The organism is Paraburkholderia phymatum STM815 (assembly GCF_000020045.1).
In the GTDB taxonomy this organism is placed as follows: domain Bacteria; phylum Pseudomonadota; class Gammaproteobacteria; order Burkholderiales; family Burkholderiaceae; genus Paraburkholderia; species Paraburkholderia phymatum.
Genome location: NC_010625.1, coordinates 1,861,763 through 1,879,391, shown reverse-complemented (window position 1 = coordinate 1,879,391; position 17,629 = coordinate 1,861,763). Strand labels below are relative to the sequence as shown.

The 17,629-nt window shown below is 63.1% G+C and carries 13 protein-coding genes; 9 read left to right on the top strand and 4 right to left on the bottom strand.

The window, feature by feature from the left end:
- Positions 1–42 precede the first annotated feature (42 nt).
- Together BPHY_RS35810 and BPHY_RS35805 are read left to right on the top strand one after the other, a co-directional pair.
- Positions 43–1,341: an ABC transporter substrate-binding protein gene (locus BPHY_RS35810; protein WP_176061884.1), complete on the top strand. Its 1,299-nt coding sequence runs from the start codon at positions 43–45 to the stop codon at positions 1,339–1,341.
- On the top strand, positions 1,338–4,280 hold the full coding sequence (locus BPHY_RS35805) for a bifunctional diguanylate cyclase/phosphodiesterase (RefSeq protein ID WP_012406373.1): 2,943 nt from the start codon (positions 1,338–1,340) through the stop codon (positions 4,278–4,280). The genes BPHY_RS35810 and BPHY_RS35805 overlap by 4 nt, the downstream gene beginning before the upstream one ends.
- Before the next feature lie 30 nt (positions 4,281–4,310).
- On the opposite strand, the gene BPHY_RS35800 is transcribed toward BPHY_RS35805, so the two are convergent.
- Positions 4,311–4,991 carry a DUF4410 domain-containing protein gene (locus tag BPHY_RS35800; RefSeq protein WP_012406372.1) on the bottom strand — a complete coding sequence of 227 codons (681 nt, stop codon included), beginning with the start codon at positions 4,989–4,991 and terminating at the stop codon, positions 4,311–4,313.
- 216 nt (positions 4,992–5,207) lie between these two features.
- Here BPHY_RS35800 and BPHY_RS35795 point away from each other — a divergent pair, with 216 nt between their 5' ends.
- Complete coding sequence (locus BPHY_RS35795) at positions 5,208–5,669, top strand: (2Fe-2S)-binding protein (RefSeq protein ID WP_012406371.1); 462 nt, start codon at positions 5,208–5,210, stop codon at positions 5,667–5,669.
- Between the two features lie 3 nt (positions 5,670–5,672).
- Positions 5,673–7,865: a xanthine dehydrogenase family protein molybdopterin-binding subunit gene (locus tag BPHY_RS35790; RefSeq protein WP_012406370.1), complete on the top strand. Its 2,193-nt coding sequence runs from the start codon at positions 5,673–5,675 to the stop codon at positions 7,863–7,865.
- 106 nt (positions 7,866–7,971) lie between these two features.
- Here the strand turns inward: BPHY_RS35790 and BPHY_RS35785 are convergent, their stop codons facing one another.
- Entirely contained in the window at positions 7,972–8,295 is a 324-nt protein-coding gene (locus tag BPHY_RS35785; protein WP_012406369.1) for a DUF4148 domain-containing protein, read from the bottom strand.
- Between the two features lie 377 nt (positions 8,296–8,672).
- On the opposite strand from BPHY_RS35785, the gene BPHY_RS35780 reads away from it, so the two are divergent.
- The 4 genes from BPHY_RS35780 to BPHY_RS35765 all read left to right on the top strand — a co-directional run bounded on the left by BPHY_RS35780 (position 8,673) and on the right by BPHY_RS35765 (position 15,018).
- Positions 8,673–11,870, top strand: coding sequence for an efflux RND transporter permease subunit (locus BPHY_RS35780; RefSeq protein WP_012406368.1), 3,198 nt, complete (start codon positions 8,673–8,675; stop codon positions 11,868–11,870).
- A gap of 9 nt (positions 11,871–11,879) precedes the next feature.
- The gene (locus BPHY_RS35775) at positions 11,880–13,139 is read left to right on the top strand and encodes an efflux RND transporter periplasmic adaptor subunit (RefSeq protein ID WP_012406367.1); all 1,260 of its coding nucleotides are present in this window, start codon (positions 11,880–11,882) and stop codon (positions 13,137–13,139) included.
- A gap of 22 nt (positions 13,140–13,161) precedes the next feature.
- A complete protein-coding gene (locus BPHY_RS35770; protein ID WP_012406366.1) occupies positions 13,162–14,622 on the top strand; it encodes an efflux transporter outer membrane subunit in 1,461 nt (486 codons plus the stop codon).
- A gap of 78 nt (positions 14,623–14,700) precedes the next feature.
- The gene (locus BPHY_RS35765) at positions 14,701–15,018 is read left to right on the top strand and encodes a hypothetical protein (RefSeq protein WP_012406365.1); all 318 of its coding nucleotides are present in this window, start codon (positions 14,701–14,703) and stop codon (positions 15,016–15,018) included.
- Between the two features lie 3 nt (positions 15,019–15,021).
- Here BPHY_RS35765 and BPHY_RS35760 read toward each other — a convergent pair whose 3' ends face one another.
- Positions 15,022–15,963 (bottom strand): LysR family transcriptional regulator, encoded by a 942-nt coding sequence (locus BPHY_RS35760; RefSeq protein WP_012406364.1) that lies wholly within the window; start codon positions 15,961–15,963, stop codon positions 15,022–15,024.
- Positions 15,964–16,148: 185 nt separating this feature from the next.
- Complete coding sequence (locus BPHY_RS35755; RefSeq protein WP_012406363.1) at positions 16,149–16,565, bottom strand: MarR family winged helix-turn-helix transcriptional regulator; 417 nt, start codon at positions 16,563–16,565, stop codon at positions 16,149–16,151.
- A 214-nt stretch (positions 16,566–16,779) separates the two neighbouring features.
- Between BPHY_RS35755 and BPHY_RS35750 the strand changes: the two genes are divergently transcribed.
- Entirely contained in the window at positions 16,780–17,619 is an 840-nt protein-coding gene (locus tag BPHY_RS35750; protein WP_012406362.1) for a MipA/OmpV family protein, read from the top strand.
- Positions 17,620–17,629: the final 10 nt, after the last annotated feature.

Below are 17,629 nucleotides of genomic sequence, written 5' to 3'. Positions count from 1 at the left end.
GCGACGGATTTTCTCCCCTTCGAACCTGATAGTGATTCTCACGTGCGACGACTTGCCCTTGCCTTTCTGCTATCCGGCCTGGTGACTGTCCTTTTTTTGTCGTTGTACGGTTGTCATCAGAAGGATTCCGCTTCGCCAGGCGCGGCTGCGCCGGCGAAGACGATCATCACCGCGCTGGTCTGGGCGCCCGACTGGCCCGAAGAGATGCTTCAGATCGCGGCCGCGTTCAGCAAGGAGAATCCCGATATCGGCGTGAATGTGCAGTTCATGGTCGGCAATTCGGTGGAGGCGAACATCAAGCCCCGTATCGCCTCGGGCAACCTGCCGGATCTCGTCAGCGTGAACCCGAATGCCTACTCGGCCGATCTGGCCGATCAGGGCATACTCGCCGAAGTCGGCAAGACGGCGGCATGGAATAACATGCTCGATCCGCTCAAGGGCGACTGGACGAGCCGTCGCCAGTCGAAGGCGTTTGGCATTTCGGGCGGCGTGGCGACGGTGTTGATGTACTACAACCAGGACATGTTCGAGAAAGCCGGCATCAAGGCGCTGCCGACCAATTTCCGCGAGTTCCTGGCCATCTGCGAGCAGCTCAAGCGCGCGGGCTTCACGCCTGTCATGTGGAACGGCGGATTTCCGAACATGCTGGGCAACGGTCCGTTCAGCTTCGGCTTCGCCAACAACGTGGTGGCGCGCGAGCCCGCCTGGAAAAAGAAGATCGACGACGGCACGCTCAATTTAAACACGCCTGCCGTCGCCGATATATTTGCCAAGATGTCTCTGATCGTGGAGCGCGGTTACGTGCAGGACGGATACATGGCGACGGACTACGATGGCGGCATCCGCCTGTTCAAGGAAGGCAAGGTCGCGATGGCTTTCCACGGCAGCTGGGCGGCCGGTCTGTTGCTGCACGGCAATCCGTTCCACGCGGGCGTCTTTATTCCGCCGTGGAACGCGCCCGGCAAGCGGGTCGTGCCCGTGATCGGCAGCGAAACGGGCTTTGCGGTGTGCGACACGCCCAACAAGGCTGCCGCCATGCGTTTTCTCGAATTCATCGCGGGCAAGGGCTTCGGCATTCTGCAGGCGAAGCGCCAGAACATTTCGCCGTTCAGGCAAAGCGCCGGTGCGATCGCAGGCGATCCGCGGATCGTCGAATATACGCGCGTCGTCAGTCGTTATCCCGTCACGGCCAGCCCGTACTATTCGGTGCTCCCGTCCAACTCCATCGAGAGCCTGCATCGTCTGATGCAGGATGTCCTCTTGAACCGGATCACGCCGAAGCAGGCCGCCCAGCTCCTCGACGCGTCAGTCAAGAACGAAGCAAAGATGCATTACAAATGAGCTCGATCATCGCATCACTGCAACGCGCTTTTGAATACCTGTCGCAGGATCTGCTGCGACGCGTAGAGATACGCTACCGGCTGATGACCGCGTTCATCCTGCTGTCATTGCTGCCCGTTCTCATTTCCGGCTACATATCGTACGCGGAGTCGACGGCGGCCATCAAAGAAAAAGCCGAGATCTTTTCGAAGGAAGTGGTCAAGCAGGTGTCGCGAAACGTCGTGCTGCGCATGGAGCAGGTCGAGACGGAGAGCAGCCTGCTCGTGCTGTCCGATCAGGTTCAGGCAGCGCTGATGAAAGTCGAAAGCGGCAGCCCGAAGGAACAGAACGAAGCGCGTCAGGACATGACGCGGCTGCTTCTGGACCACTACGGCTCAGTCGATTTCATCAACGAAAAGTATCTGCTCGACCAGCACGACCGGGTCATGGACACGCAGGCGTTCGCGCAACTGACACGCGGCGTGATGCGGTTCGTCAGGCAGGCGCTCCAGCACAACGGACGCCCGTACTGGGGCAGCTACGACAACGGCGTGGGCCAGCAGAACCTGGGGATGGTGCGCGCGGTTATCGGCAAGAGCAACAACCGGCAGCTTGGCCATCTGGTTCTGGTGATCCGTCCCGAACACTTCTCGACGATTTTCAACGACGTTGCATTGGGCACGGGCACGCAGATCTATGTGCTCGACACGAGCAACAACAAGCTGATCGTGCGCGCCGACGACACGCCCGCCGGCGCCGACGCGGCGGCCGAGCCCGGCCTGATCGACAAGATTACGCACAACAACGAGACGCTCGGCGAGCCGAATGGCTTCGTCAGCTTCGAAGGCAAGAACCGCGCGGGCTACTTCGCGGCGTATACACGGATTCCCGGCACGACATGGTTCGTCGTCAGCACGATACCCGAGAAGAAGCTGACGGCCGAGGCGCAATCCGTGCGCAACCAGATGGTGCTGGTCGGCATTTCGGGCTTCCTGCTTTCCATCTTCTTTGCCTACTTCATCTCGCACAGCATTTCGGCGCCGCTGAAGAACCTCGTGCGCAAGATGCACGACACGGGCAGCGATGCGGGCGCCGAATCCGAAGACCTCGCGCAAGCGCCTGTCGGCAGCGACGGCCAGGACGAGCTGGGCAGGCTCGAACAGCGCTTCGAAAGAATGCGCGCGGCAATCAGGCAGAAAATCCAGAAGATCAACGAGATCAACGCATCGCTCGAACAGACGGTGGCCGAGCGCACTGCGGAACTCGTCAGCCGTGAGCTGGAGTCGCGGACGCTGATCGAAAATTCGCCGGACACGATCACGCGCTACGACCGCGACCTGCGCCGCACGTATGCGAACCCCGCGTTTTGTTCGTCGGCGGGACGCAGTCTTGGCGAAGCGCTCGGCAAGCGGCCGTCGGAGATACCCGGCGGAGCGAACGCGCTGATCTACGAGCGCAAGATCGGCGAAGTGATTGCGAGCGGCAAGAGCGGGCAGTTCGAATTGCGCTGGCTCAGCAAGGACGGACAGGAGCAGTGCTCGCATATTCGCCTCACGCCTGAGATCGATCCGTCGGGCAAGGTGAACTCCGTGCTCGCGGTCGGCCGCGACCTGTCGGACCGGATGGCGTTCGAAGCGGCAATCTGGCAACAGGCCAACTTCGATACGCTGACACAACTGCCGAACCGCCAGATGTTCCAGAATCGTCTCGAACAGGAAGCGAAAGTCGCGCAGCGTTCCGGCCACCGGATGGCCCTGATGCTGATCGATCTGGATCGCTTCAAGGAAGTCAACGACTCGTTGGGACACGATACGGGCGACACGCTGCTGATCGAAGCTGCGCGGCGCATCACCTCGTGCGTGCGTGAATCGGATACCGTGGCGCGTCTGGGCGGCGACGAGTTCACCGTGATCCTGCCGGACATCGACAACTGCGGCAGTATCGAACGGATTGCACGAACGATCATCGAGACCCTGTCCGAGCCGTTCGCGCTCGGCCCGGACGAAGCGTTCATTTCGGCGAGCATCGGCGTCACGGTATATCCGGACGATGCACGCGAACTCGACGTGCTCTTCAAGAACGCCGACCAGGCGATGTACGCGGCCAAGAACGCCGGACGCAATCGCCTGAACTACTTCACGCCGGACCTTCAGGTCGCAGCGGAAAAGCGCCTGCGCCTGACAAGCGATCTGCGCACCGCTTTGCCGCACGATCAATTCCGGCTCTACTACCAGCCGATCGTCGATCTGTCGACGGGCGACATTTTCAAGGCCGAGGCGCTGATCCGCTGGCTGCATCCCGAGCGCGGCATGGTCAGCCCGCTGGACTTCATCCCCCTCGCGGAAGACACGGGCCTGATCGTGCCGATCGGCGAGTGGGTGTTCCGCCAGGCCGTGCAGCAGGCGAAGCTGTGGCGCCAACGCTTCCATCCGTCGTTCCAGATCAGCGTGAACATGTCGCCCGTGCAGATTCGCCAGGACAATCAGCTCGGCGCGCTATGGTCCGACTACCTGACCCGCGAAGGCATGCCGGGACAGAGCATCGCGATCGAAATCACGGAAGGCCTGTTGCTGCACGCCGATCTGAATATCGACGCGCGGCTCGCGACGTTCCGGCACGCGGGCATCCGCATTTCCATCGACGACTTCGGCACGGGCTACTCGTCGCTGGCTTACCTGAAACGCTTTGACATCGACTTCCTGAAGATCGACCGGTCTTTCGTGCAGAACCTGGGCTTCGACGCGGACAATCAGGCGCTATGCGAGGCGATGGTCGTGCTCGCGCACAAGCTCGGACTGAAGGTAATCGCGGAAGGCGTCGAGACCGTCGAGCAGCGCGACTTTCTGACGGCTGTCGGCTGCGACTTCGCGCAGGGCTTCCTGTATTCGCAGCCCGTCCCGCCTGACCAGTTCGAGACGCTCGTCTGGCCGCGTATCGAGGTCAGCCCGGAAAGCATCTGAAGCGTCGACGCGCGCCTTCGCGGTTGCAGTTCATGGCTGCGGCGCTGCCGTGTTCCGCGTTTTCACACGCGCAACCACGGCCTCGGCGACCTGCGAAGCAGCCTGCTCGATATCGGCCTGCTGATCGTTGCCCGCCATCGCGTACCGTGCCGCCACAACGTAAGGGTTCAGCTTGATCATCGCGCCGGGCGCGTGCTTGTCGGACTGTCCTTCGACTGTCTGATAGAGCGGCGTGGGAGATTCGACGGGCAGTCCGTCGATGGCGACGGCCAGTTCGATCTTGCCCTGTCCCGCGCCGAATCCTACGACAGCGCGCCGCACGCGGTTGCCTTCGTCGACGGCCAGAAAGACGCCGCGCACCAGCCAGCCTTGCGCGGGCAGCGGCCCGCCCGCCGGAAGACGGCGCGCGTCGATGCCGTCGTGCTGCAGGTCCGCGACGAGCCTGTCGGCCATGCTGGTGACCAGTGCCTGCGATTTTTTCTGCGGATCCTGCCCGGACAGATGCAGTGGCGACAGGCTGCCCGCGAACCGGCGCGCGCGGCTCACGCGGCTTTGATCGGGTGTGATGCTGGCCGCGTCGAGTTCGAAGTCCGACACGTAGACGACGGGCCCGGAGGCGCTCGTTTCGCCAGCTTGCTGCGCCGTGGCCAGTAAAGCAAATGCCCAGAGCCAGAACGCTGCAACGAAGCCCTTCAACCAACGATTGTTCATCGCCGTCTCCTGATCGTGGCGATCACGCCAAAACTGTTTGCGCCATCGACGAATATACGCCCGCCGAGCTCGATACACCGCAGAATCAGGCAAGACTTCCAGAGCTTTTGGACAGCGAAACGGCGCACTTTGCGCCACACTCCGACTCGCAAGCGCGTAACGCTGCTTATGGCTACGCAGTGCGCGTGCATAACCAGAACCTACTCGGAGTCATCGATGTCCACCACTCTGATTCTCAACGGCAAGTCCACGACGCTGGACGCCGATCCCAACATGCCGCTGCTCTGGGCGATTCGCGAAGTCGCCGGTCTGCACGGAACGAAATTCGGCTGCGGGATGGCGCAATGCGGCGCGTGCACGGTTCATCTCGAAGGCCAGCCGATCCGCTCGTGCGTGACGCCGCTATCCGCTGTGGAGGGCCGCCACATCACGACGATCGAAGGTTTGCAGGGCAAGCCGGCGAAGGCCGTGAAGGCCGCGTGGGTAAAGCTGCAAGTTCCGCAGTGCGGCTACTGTCAGTCCGGGCAGATCATGTCCGCTGCCGCGCTGCTCGCGCAAAACCCCAAGCCGACGGACGCCGACATCGACGCCGCGATGAGCGGCAACATCTGCCGCTGCGCGACTTATACGCGGATTCGCGCAGCGATCCACGATGCCGCCAGCACGATTCAGGGGTAAGCGATGACGACCGATATTGTTGACGTTCAGCGCCCGGCGCGGCGCTCCTTTCTGAAAGGCGCGGGCACGGTGGCCGCGCTCGCGCTCACCATCGGCTTCGAATGGACCGTGACGTCGCGGCGCGCGCTCGCGGCGCCAGCGCCGGGCGCGCCGTTCGCACCGAACGCCTTCCTGCGCGTCGGCGCCGACGACAGCGTGACGGTGATCGCCAAGCACCTCGAGATGGGCCAGGGCGCGTACACGGGCATTGCGACAATCGTCGCCGAAGAACTCGATGCGGACTGGTTGCGCGTGCGCGTCGAAAGCGCGCCCGCGGATGCAAAGCGCTATGCGAACCTCGCGTTCGGCACGATGCAGGGCACGGGCGGCAGTTCGGCGATGGCCAATTCGTGGATGCAGTTGCGCGACGCGGGCGCGAAAGCGCGCGCAATGCTGGTGGCGGCGGCGGCGCAGCAATGGAAGGTTCCCGCATCCGACTTGCGCACGGAACGCGGCGTCGTTTATCACGACGCGAGCGGCAGGCATGCGACGTATGGTTCGCTGGCATCGGCGGCCGCGGCATTGCCCGTGCCGGAGAACGTGCCGCTCAAAGACCCGAAGAATTTCAAACTGATCGGCAGTCGGGCGCCGCGTGTCGACGTGCCGCCCAAAACCGACGGCACCGCTCAGTTCACGCTCGACGTGACCTTCCCAGGCATGCTCGTCGCCGTGATCCAGCGGCCGCCGCAGTTTGGCGCGACGGTGCGTTCCTTCGATGCGTCGGCGGCGAAAGCGGTGCCCGGCGTCGTGAACGTCGTGCAGGTGCCGCGCGGCGTGGCCGTCGTCGGGAAGAGCTTTTGGGCCGCAAAGCAGGGCCGCGACGCGCTGAAAGTAGAGTGGGACGATACCCACGCTGAGAAGCGCAGTTCGGCGGACATCATGGCCGAGTATCGCAAGGCTGCCGACAAGCCCGGTCTGCCCGCGCGCACGGAAGGCGATGCGTCGAAGGCGATTCAGGGTGCGGCGCGCAAGATCAGCGCGAGCTACGAATTCCCGTACCTCGCTCACGCGCCGATGGAACCGCTCGACGCCGTCGTCAAGCTGACGGCGAACAGTTGCGAAATCTGGGCGGGCGACCAGTTCCAGACCGTCGATCAGGCGAACGCGGCGAACGTCGCCGGCCTGCAGCCGCAGCAGGTGAGCATTCACACGCTGTACGCGGGCGGCAGCTTCGGACGGCGCGCGAATCCGGGCTCGGACTATATCGTCGAAGCAGTGTCGATCGCGAAGGCGCTCGGCGCGAACGGCACACCCGTCAAGCTGCAGTGGACGCGCGAAGACGACATCCACGGCGGCCTCTATCGCCCGATGTACTTTCACAAGCTCGAAGCGGGCCTGTCGCGCGACGGTAAGCTCGTCGGCTGGCAGCATCGGATCGTCGGGCAGTCGATCGTCGCCGATACGCCATTCTCGGGCTTGATCAAGAACGGCATCGACGGCACGTCGGTGGAAGGCGCTGCGAACATCGCGTATGCGATTCCGAACATCTCCGTCGAGCTGTCGACGATGCGCACAGGCGTGCCCGTTCTGTGGTGGCGCGTGGTGGGCAGTTCGCACACGGCCTTCGCCGTCGAAGCGTTCATCGATGAAGCTGCGCATGCGGCCGGCAAAGATCCGTACACGTTCCGGCGCGATCTGCTCGAACACGAACCGCGTATGCGCGGCGTGCTCGATCTCGCCGCTCAAAAAGCGGGATGGAGCGACGCGCCTTTGCCGCCTGGCAAAGGTCGCGGCATCGCGGTGGCGGAAGCGTTCAAGACCTTCGTCGCGCAAGTCGCCGAGGTGTCCGTCGACAAGGACGGCAAGGTGAAGGTCGATCGCGTGGTCTGCGCGGTGGATTGCGGCACGGCGATCAATCCGGACGTGATCGCGGCGCAGATCGAAGGCGGCATCGGCTTCGGCCTGGGCGCGGCGCTGTATGGCGCGATTACGTTGAAGGACGGCCGCATCGAGCAGAACAACTTCGACGGCTATCGCGTGCTGCGTATGGATGCGATGCCGAAGGTCGAAGTGCACATCGTTACGTCGGCGCAGGCGCCCACGGGCATCGGTGAGCCGGGCGTCGCGCCTGTCGGGCCCGCCGTCGCGAACGCGATTTTCGCGGCCACGGGCAAGCGGGTGTATGCGCTGCCGTTCTCGACCGAGAATCTCGCTTGACGGCGAGCGTCAGCAAGACGTCAGGCACGGTCGCCGCATGTGCGGCGACCGCTCGCCTTGAGCGTCGCAAGAAATTAACGGGCGGCGCGCGCCCGTTATATCTCACTCAGTTTCCGAAAAAGACCGGCTTCGGATTGCCATCCGCCGATGCGGGCGCGCCCATCTGCATCGTGCCGCTCGGCGCGACACCGCCTACAGCCGTCTGTTCCAGCGGCTGCTGCCCGCCCGCCGATGCCTTCGCTTCGGCGGCCTGGATGTCGGCAGGATAGGAAGCGTCGTCTGACGAGGGACGATAGCCTGCCTGCTCGACGCGTTGCAGATCCTCGCGAACCTGCGCGCGCGTGACCTGGCCCTGCTCGGCCTGAGCAAAGGAAAGTGCCGGCGCAGCCAGCGCACACGAAACGACGACAGCCTGGATCAGTGCTTTCATGATGGTTCACCTGCATGTGAGTTCTTGACCAGCGCCGCATCCATAAAAAAGTCCATGAAGATGCGGCCCCAATGCCCTTCGCAGCGTTTCACTGCTTGTCGGTTTCGGCCCCGTCAGCCGTGCGGCCGCGGGTTCGCAAAGGGTTAACGCCATTGTGTGCACTGAGTGCTGACCTAAGCCTGTCCCTCAGATGACAAATCGGTCATTTACGCAATCGACATCGTTCCGGGCCGTTTATGCTCCCCCCAGGATGTCGAATTCGTAATGTCACAGTCACTTGAGAGTAAGTGCTCCGCCGCCACACTGCGATCCCATGAAATGTTCGGGCGCGATCCGCGTTCGGGCGCACCGGCAGATCATTGTCCAAGGAACCCGTCATGTGGATCGTCAAACTGGCCCTGCGGCGGCCTTACACTTTCATCGTGCTGGCCGTGCTGCTCTTCATCGTCGGGCCGCTCGCGATCCTGCGCACGCCGACGGATATCTTCCCGAACATCGACATTCCCGTCGTCAGCATCGTGTGGTCGTATAACGGTTTTTCCGCCGAAGACATGGCGCACCGGATCACGTCGAACTACGAGCGCGCGCTCACCACCGACGTCGACGATATCGAACACATCGAATCGCAATCGCTCAACGGCGTCTCCGTCGTGAAGGTGTTCTTTCATCCGGGCGCGGACATCAACCGCGCGATCGCCGAGGCTGCGTCGAACTCCGCGTCGATCCTGCGCGTGCTGCCGCCCGGCACGCTGCCGCCGAACATCATCACGTACAACGCATCGACGGTGCCCGTGCTGCAACTGGGCTTGTCCAGCAACACGCTGCCCGAACAGACGCTTTACGATCTCGGCAACAGCTTCATCCGCACACAACTCGCGACGATCCAGGGCGCAGCCGTGCCCTTGCCCTATGGCGGCAAGATCCGCCAGATCATGGTCCTGCTCGATCCGAAAGCGCTGCAGGCGAAGGGTCTCGCACCCGCCGACGTGGTCAACGCGGTCAACGCGCAAAACCTGATTCTGCCGGGCGGCACCGCGAAGATCGGCTCGCGCGAATACAACGTCGAGATGAACGGCAGCACGAGCACCGTCGCTGCACTCAACGATCTGCCCATCAAGACGGTCAACGGCAGCGTCGTCTATGTGCGCGACGTTGCGCATGTGATCGACGGCTACGCGCCGCAAACGAATATCGTGCGTAGCGACGGCAAGCGCGCCGCGTTGCTGCAAATCGAAAAGACGGGCAGTGCGTCGACACTGACCATCATCCAGCAAGTGAAAGCGATGCTGCCGAAGATCGCCGCGGGCCTGCCGAGCGCACTGAAGATTACGCCGCTCTCCGATCAGTCCGTGTTCGTGAAGTCGGCGATTTCGGGCGTCGTGCGCGAAGCGCTGATCGCCGCATGCCTGACGGCCGCAATGATCCTGCTGTTTCTCGGCAGCTGGCGCGCAACGCTCATCATCGCGGTGTCGATTCCATTGGCCGTGTTGACGTCGCTGATTGCGCTGGCCGCGCTCGGGCAGACCATCAACATCATGACGCTCGGCGGACTCGCGCTCGCGGTCGGCATTCTCGTCGACGATGCGACTGTGGCAATCGAAAACATCACGCATCACCTCGAAAAAGGCGCGCCGCTGCACGATGCGATCCTGAACGGGTCCGGCGAGATTGCCGTGCCGACCTTCGTCTCGACGCTGTCGATCTGCATCGTATTCGTGCCGATGTTCCTGTTGTCGGGTGTCGCGCGGTATCTGTTCGTTCCGTTGGCGGAAGCCGTCGTGTTCGCGATGTGCGCGTCGTACTTTTTCTCGCGCACGCTTGTCCCGACCCTCGCGATGTATCTGATGCGCGTGCCTTCGAAGAACGGACGCGCTGCGCAGGGACGCTTCGCGATCTTCGCGCGCTTTCAGGCACGCTTCGAGCATCGCTTCGACATCCTGCGCAACGGTTACCACGACGTGCTGCAACGCGCGGTCGCGAATCGCCGCCGGTTCATTCCCGTCTATCTCGCGCTGTGCTTCGCATCGCTCGCACTGATTCCGTTTGCAGGCCGCGACTTCTTTCCTGCCGTCGACACCGGCGAAATCCGTTTGCATCTGCGCGCCCCGACGGGCACGCGCATCGAGCAGACGGCGCGCATCACCGATCAGGTCGAAGCGAAAATCCGCAGCGTGATTCCGAAGCCGGAACAGGCCGCCGTGCTCGACAACATCGGCGTGCCCGTGAGCGGCATCAATCTGACATACGACTCGGCGGACCCGATCGGCCCTGAAGACGCGGACATCATGGTCACGCTCAAGCCCGATCACAAGCCGACGGCGCAATACGTCGCACAGTTGCGCAACGTGCTGGCGCAGGCGTTTCCCGGCGTGACATTCGCGTTTCTGCCTGCCGATATCGTCAGCCAGATTCTGAACTTCGGCCTGCCCGCGCCGATCGACGTGCAGATCGTCGGCAACAAGCTCGATCAGAACCGTGTCGTCGCGGACAAGTTGCTGGCGCAAATGCGCGGCGTGCGCGGTCTTGTCGATGCCCGCCTCCAGCAGCCTGGCGACGAACCGGCCATCGACGTCAATGTCGATCGTACGAAGGCGATCCAGGCGGGCCTCACGCAAAGAGACGTCGCGCAGAACATGCTGATCGCGCTCTCGGGCAGTTCGCAGACCACGCCGAATTTCTGGCTCGATCCGAAGAACGGCGTCAGCTATCCGTTGGTGACGGAGATGCCGCAGTACGACATTCACTCGCTGCAAACGCTCAGCAACATTCCGCTGACCACCAACCGGGTGGGCGTCGATCCGCAGAATCAGCTGGGCTCGCTCGGCACGACGTCGCGCAGCATGCAGCAGGCCGTCGTATCGCATTACAACGTGCAACCCGTGCTCGACATATTCGCGTCAACGCAAGGACGCGACCTGGGCAGCGTCGCTTCTGACGTAACGAAACTCGTCGACGCCGCGCGCACGCAGTTGCCGGCCGGCTCGTCCATTGTGATTCGCGGACAGGTGCAGTCGATGAACGAATCGTTCGTAGGCCTCGGCTACGGTCTCGTGTTCGCCATCGCCCTCGTCTATCTGCTGATGGTGGTGAATTTCCAGTCGTGGCTCGATCCGCTCATCATCGTCAGCGGCTTGCCAGGCTCGCTCGCGGGCATTGCGTGGATGCTGTTCGCCACGCACACGACGCTGAGCGTACCTGCGTTGACGGGCACGATTCTGTGCATCGGCATCGCAACGGCCAACAGCATTCTCGTCATCAACACCGCTCGCGAGTCGCTCGCCAACGGCATGGAGCCGCTCGCGGCCGCGCTCGATGCAGGCTTCAACCGCTTCCGCCCGGTGCTGATGACGGCGCTCGCGATGCTGATTGGCATGCTGCCGATGGCGCTCGGCCTCGGCGACGGCGGCGAGCAGAATGCGCCGCTCGGCCGCGCGGTGATCGGCGGCCTCGCGATCGGCACAGTGTCGACGCTGATGTTCGTACCCGTCGTATTCGGCATGGTGCACGCGTGGCTCGCGAAACGCCGCGCGAAGAATGCCGCCGATCACGCCGACATGACCACACACGCCCAATAAGGACTTGCCATGACTACGCCCGATCTGCCGACACGTCCGCAACCTTCGGCTCCCACCGAGCTGACGCCTGCCGATCACGAGTCGAAACGCGCCACGCGGCGCTACCTGCTGCCCGTCGCGCTAGCGGCCGTCGCCGCCGCGTTGCTCGCGCTCGGCATCGTGCCGCGATTGCACGCCGGCACGGCGCTGACCCAGCAAGTCGACGAGCAGCGTTATCTTACGGTCGAAACGCTCACGCCGACGCGCGCACCCGCGTTGCAGGAATTGCTGCTGCCCGGCAACGTGATGCCGTTCGCGGACGCGTCGATCTACGCGCGCACGAGCGGCTACATCCAGCACTGGTATTCGGATATCGGTGCGAAGGTCAAAGCGGGACAAACGCTCGCCGACATCGATACGCCGGAGCTCGACGCGCAGCTGCGCCAGGCGCGCGCCGACGAAGCGACTGCGAAGGCCAACTACACTTTCGCAAACAGCACCGCGCAGCGCTGGCAAACGATGCTGCAAACGCAGTCCGTCTCGCAACAGGATGCCGACGCAAAGACGAGCGACAGCGCAGCGAAGCTCGCCGCGTGGCAAGCGGCGCAAGCAAATGTGGCGCGGCTCGCTGAGCTGGTGTCGTACGAGAAAGTGACGGCGCCGTTCGACGGCGTCATCACCGCGCGTAACGTCGATGTCGGCGCGCTGGTGACCTCGGGCGGCTCGCCCGGCATCCCCGCCAACAGCGGCGAACTCTTTCATATCGAACAGACCGACCGTCTGCGCGTATTCGTCGACGTGCCGCAAAACGATGCACAGGGCGTCATGCCGGGCACGAAGGTTTATCTGACGACGCAGCAGTATCCGGGGCGCCAGTTCGACGCGACGGTCGCGCGCAGCGCGGAGTCGATCGATCCCGTGAGCCGCACGCTGCGTGTGGAAGTCGATGTCGACAACCGCGACGGCACGTTGCTGCCGGGCGCGTACACGCAGGTTCATCTTGCGCTGGAAACGGCGCATCCCGCCCTCGAGGTGCCCGTCAGCGCGCTGCTGTTCCGGCCGGACGGCGTGACCGTCGCGACGATCGGCAGTGACGACAAGGTGCAGTTGAAGACCGTGACCATTGGCCGCGATTTCGGCACCTACGTCGAAGTGGCGAAGGGACTCGATGCAACCGATCGCGTGATCAACAATCCGGGCGATGCGATCAGCAGCGGCGAAACAGTGCGCGTCGCGTCTTTGCATTCGACGCAAGCGACGCAGGCGGCGGCGCTCGCGAAGCGCGGTTAAAAAACGGAAAGCGAGGCTCATCATGTTCCTTGTCCGCGGATCGCTGGTTCGCAAGGCAATTGCCGTAGCTGTCGCAAGCGCGTTGGGCGCGTGTTCGACACTGCCGCACTACTCGCAGCCGCAATCGGCTGTGCCCGATCACTTCGCGAGCACGCCGCAACCCGCAGCCGGCTGGACAGTCGCCGCGCCCGCCGATGGAGAGGCGCGCGGCCCGTGGTGGACGCTCTTCAACGACGACGAACTGAATCATCTGGAAGCGCAGGTCGACGTGTCGAACCAGACCGTGCGCAAGGCCGTCGCGCAACTGGAAGCGGCGCGCTCGATGGTCGACTATCAGCGCGCAGGTTATGCGCCCGTCGTCACCGCGGGCGCCTCGGCGCAACGCTATCGCACGTCGCAGAATGTGGTGCACAAAGGGCTGGCGGGCCATACTGTGCCCGATTTTTCGACGGGACTCGCGGCGAGCTGGGAACCCGATCTGTTCGGTCGGGTAAAGAACGCGACCGTCAATGCGCGCGACAATGCGCAGGCCAGCGAAGCCGATCTGCAATCGGTGCGTCTTTCCGTTGCCACCGATCTCGCAATCGACTATTTCGATTTGCGCTCGCTCGACCGGCAAAAGAAGCTGCTCGACGATACGGTCACCGCCTACGCCGCTGCACTGCGGATCGTGCAACAGCAACTGAAGGACGGCGCGATCGATGCGTCTGCCGTCGCGCAGGCGCAGACGCAGCTGGAAAGCACGCGCACGCAAGATAGCGACATCGATGTGCAGCGCGCGCAGCTCGAGCATGCGATCGCCACGCTGGTCGGTCAGCCCGCATCGTCTTTCTCGCTACCGCCGAAGGTGGAGACCGTCGCGCTGCCGCAGATTCCCGCGGGCGTGCCGTCGCAATTGCTGGAGCGCCGTCCCGACATCGCCGCCGCCGAACGGCGCGTCGCCGCCGCAAACGCGCAGATCGGCGAAGCGCGCGCGGCGTTCTATCCGAACCTGACGCTGTCGGCGACGGCGGGGCTCGAAAGCTCGTTCTTCGCGCCGTGGCTCACGGCATCGAGCCTGTTCTGGTCGCTCGGCTCACAGATCGCGGGTACGCTGTTCGACGGCGGCCGGCGCGCGGCAGCGCTGAACAATGCAAGCGCGCAATACGACGGCACGGTCGCCGATTACCGGCAAACGGTGCTGGTGGCCTTCCAGCAGGTCGAGGACGATCTGTCGTCGCTCAATACGCTCGCGAACGAAGCCGACAGCCAGCAACGCGCGACAGCGGCCGCCGACCTGTCGCTCAAGCTGACGACCAATCGCTATCAGGCGGGTGCCGTCGACTATCTGAACGTGGTGACAGCACAAACCATCGCGCTGTCCAACGAGCGCGCGGCGGAACAGATCGACGCGCGCCGTATCGATGCAAGCGTGCAATTGCTGAAAGCGCTCGGCGGCGGCTGGGACCGCAATGCGTTGACGGATGCAAACGCAACGGATTGAACCTCCGCTGTCTCGAATGCAGCGTCGTCTACGGTCGTCGCGATATGCCTGCTCATAACGCCTGACGGGGAAATCGCGTTGCGCAAGCCGTTAAACTTCGCCCAGTCGCCGCTGATGATCGGCGCGACGGTGATGGTCGCCTATCATCCGTACTCGCTGCCCGTCTACCTGTACGCGGTGTTCGGCGGGCAGGAGCTGCCCGCGATGATGCCGCTGCTGCCTATGCTCGCGATCGCTGTATTGTGCGCGGCGCTTTGCGTCGCGTGGCGCAGCGGCGGGCTCTACGAGCCTTTCAAAGGTTACCAACCGGGACGCCGGACCAGCCAGCGAAGCGGCCAGAGGCTGGAGCGCGTGCTGCAACAAGAAAGCCCTGCACCGGTTTCATCGCACGCGTAGCGGCTAATTGCCAGATACGAGCGCGGCATCGTCGTGTCTGAGCGGAACGGGCAGCCGCTCATAACCCGCCTGCTCGACCAGCAGATCAACAAGCGCGCGCACGTTCGGTGCGAGATTGCGGCGGCTGCCGTACGCGACTGACAGTCCCATCGATGGCAACGCGGTTTCCGACGATACCGGCACGAGCGAGCCGTCGTCGAGGTCGTCCTCGACGAGCACGGCAGGCACCAGCGCGACGCCCATGCCTTCAATCGCCATGCGACGCAGCATGTCGCTGTTGTTTGCATGAATCCGGGTCGCGTGCGCGGTATGCGTGTCGAGCCATCGACGCACAGGATCGTGCTCGGTGCCTGTCGTGCCGTCGTCGAGAGTCAACATCACAAGCGGATCGATGTCCGTCAGATTGGCGATGCGGTGTATGCCCGGCGTATAACGCGGCGACGCAACGAGCGTCATCTTCAGATGCGCGAACGCCCGCACGACGACCGAACCGGCATGCGGATAGGTGTCGTTCGTCAGCGCCGCGTCGAAGCGTCCTTCGACAAGGCTGATTGGACCGTCCGCGAATATCACCTGCGGCACGACGCGCGGATGGCGTTCGGTGTACGCGCTCAGCAGCTTCGCGAGATACCCTGCACCCACGCTGCCTTGCACCGCGATGCGCAACGTACCCGACGGCACCCCTGTGGCGGCGAGCAGTCCGCCCTCGACGTCGTCGATATCGTCGACGATCGTCCTGACGCGATCCAGAAACAGCCGCCCTGCTTCCGTCAGCGTCACGCTGCGCGTGGTGCGCTGGAGCAGACGCGCATCGAGGCGCTCCTCGAGGGACGCTACGCTGCGCGTCGCGACGGCGCTCGATACCTTCAGTTGATCCGCTGCGCCCGTGAAGCTGCCCAGCTCCGCGACCTTTACAAACATCCTGAGTGACTGCAGATAGTCCATCGTTGCGCTTCTGTAGAAGCGTCGACCGGGGCGATCGACGAAGATCAGAGATTCGAGTCTGGACTGTACAAATGCAGCGCTCGTGGATAAAGCGCCCGCCGCTGAATTGACTGTTCATGGCCCTCCGACAATTCCATCGAATGAAATTGTCAGGTGCCGGCGGTGGGATCGATGCGCGAGCGCGATTACTTGAGGGCCTCGCGCATCTTGCGCATGCCGGCAATGGTGCTCTCGAAGACTTCCGCGCCAATATGCACTTTGAGACGGCGGGTGATCTGCGCGCTTGCGTCGCTGATCGCTGCGTTCAACGCCTTGCCTGAACGTGTCGGATACACGCCCCGCTCGCGGGCATCCGACTTGCCCTGCCGTCGTTCAACGAGCTTCTTCCTCGCCAGGTTGTCGATGAGCCGCGTCGCCGTTGGCCGGGCGATGCTCAATGTGTCCGCAATCTCGCTGCCAAGACAACCCGGCTTCGACAGGACGACACGCAGCACATAGCCTTGAGCAGGTGTTAATCCAAGATCGCCGTAGATCTCGGCCCATTCCCGCTCGACCAGACGAGCAAGCGCGGACGCGTTGAAATACAGGCATTGAGCGAACATGAATGGCGCACTATTTGATTAGCAAGACAACTATATATATAGCCATCGGCGGCGGGAATCCGAGATTTGGTTCATGCTGATATGCGGCAAGTCAAAACGGGGCAGGTACGGCGTTTGCTGACCTGCCGCCGGATCATCGTTGTGAATTGGACAACCTTAAACATGGCAGCAACGTGCCGCGGCCGCGGACTCGCAACCCAAGACGTTCGTCGACATGACCAAGCTACCCGTCTACGCCAGCCTCGCCTATTTGATCTGCCACCCACCGGTGGCCTTCGCGCAAACGCCCTCGCCGCTCGGCGAGTGGCAATACTCGGCAGGAATCCCGCTGGAAAAGTTGTTCCGACCCAATCGACCTGACTGGGAAGTCCGGCTCGGCATTGGCGCAACGTTCGAACCGCGTTATGACGGCTCGGATCGCTATCACACTCTGGTCGGGCCAAGCACCGATATTCGCTACAAGGATCTAGCTTTTCTTTCGACGGGCGAAGGACTGGGCGTCAACGTGCTCCAGGGCGACAACTGGCGCGTGAGCATTGCGGCCGTATATGACCTGGGCAGGCGTGCGCACGACGATCCCACCCGACTCGATGGGATGGGCAACATCAACCCGGCGCCCGAAGTGAAGCTGGCTGGAGAGTACGTAATTTCGAAGGAGTTTCCGCTCGTTTTCCGGGGCGCCGTCACACGCAGCTTCGGTGGATCGAATGGCTGGGTCGCGGATTTCGGGGCCTACATGCCGCTTCCGGGCAGTTCGGAGAGCTTCTATTGGTTCGCGGGACCGTCGGTAACGTTCGCCGATTCCAAATATATGAACAGCTGGTTCGGGGTGAACGCGGCGCAGGCGGCTTCGTCTCGATATTCGCAGTATGACGCGAGTGCCGGGCTGAAATCGGCCGGATTCGGCGTAACGATGATCTGGTTCGTCAATAAGCACTGGTTCGTGACCGCGGACGGAGCGCTCAAACGTCTGTTGGGCAGCGCTGCGAATAGCCCGATCACGCAAACGAAAACCAATGGGGTGTGCGACGTGTCGATCAACTATCAGTTTTAGGTCGTTGATC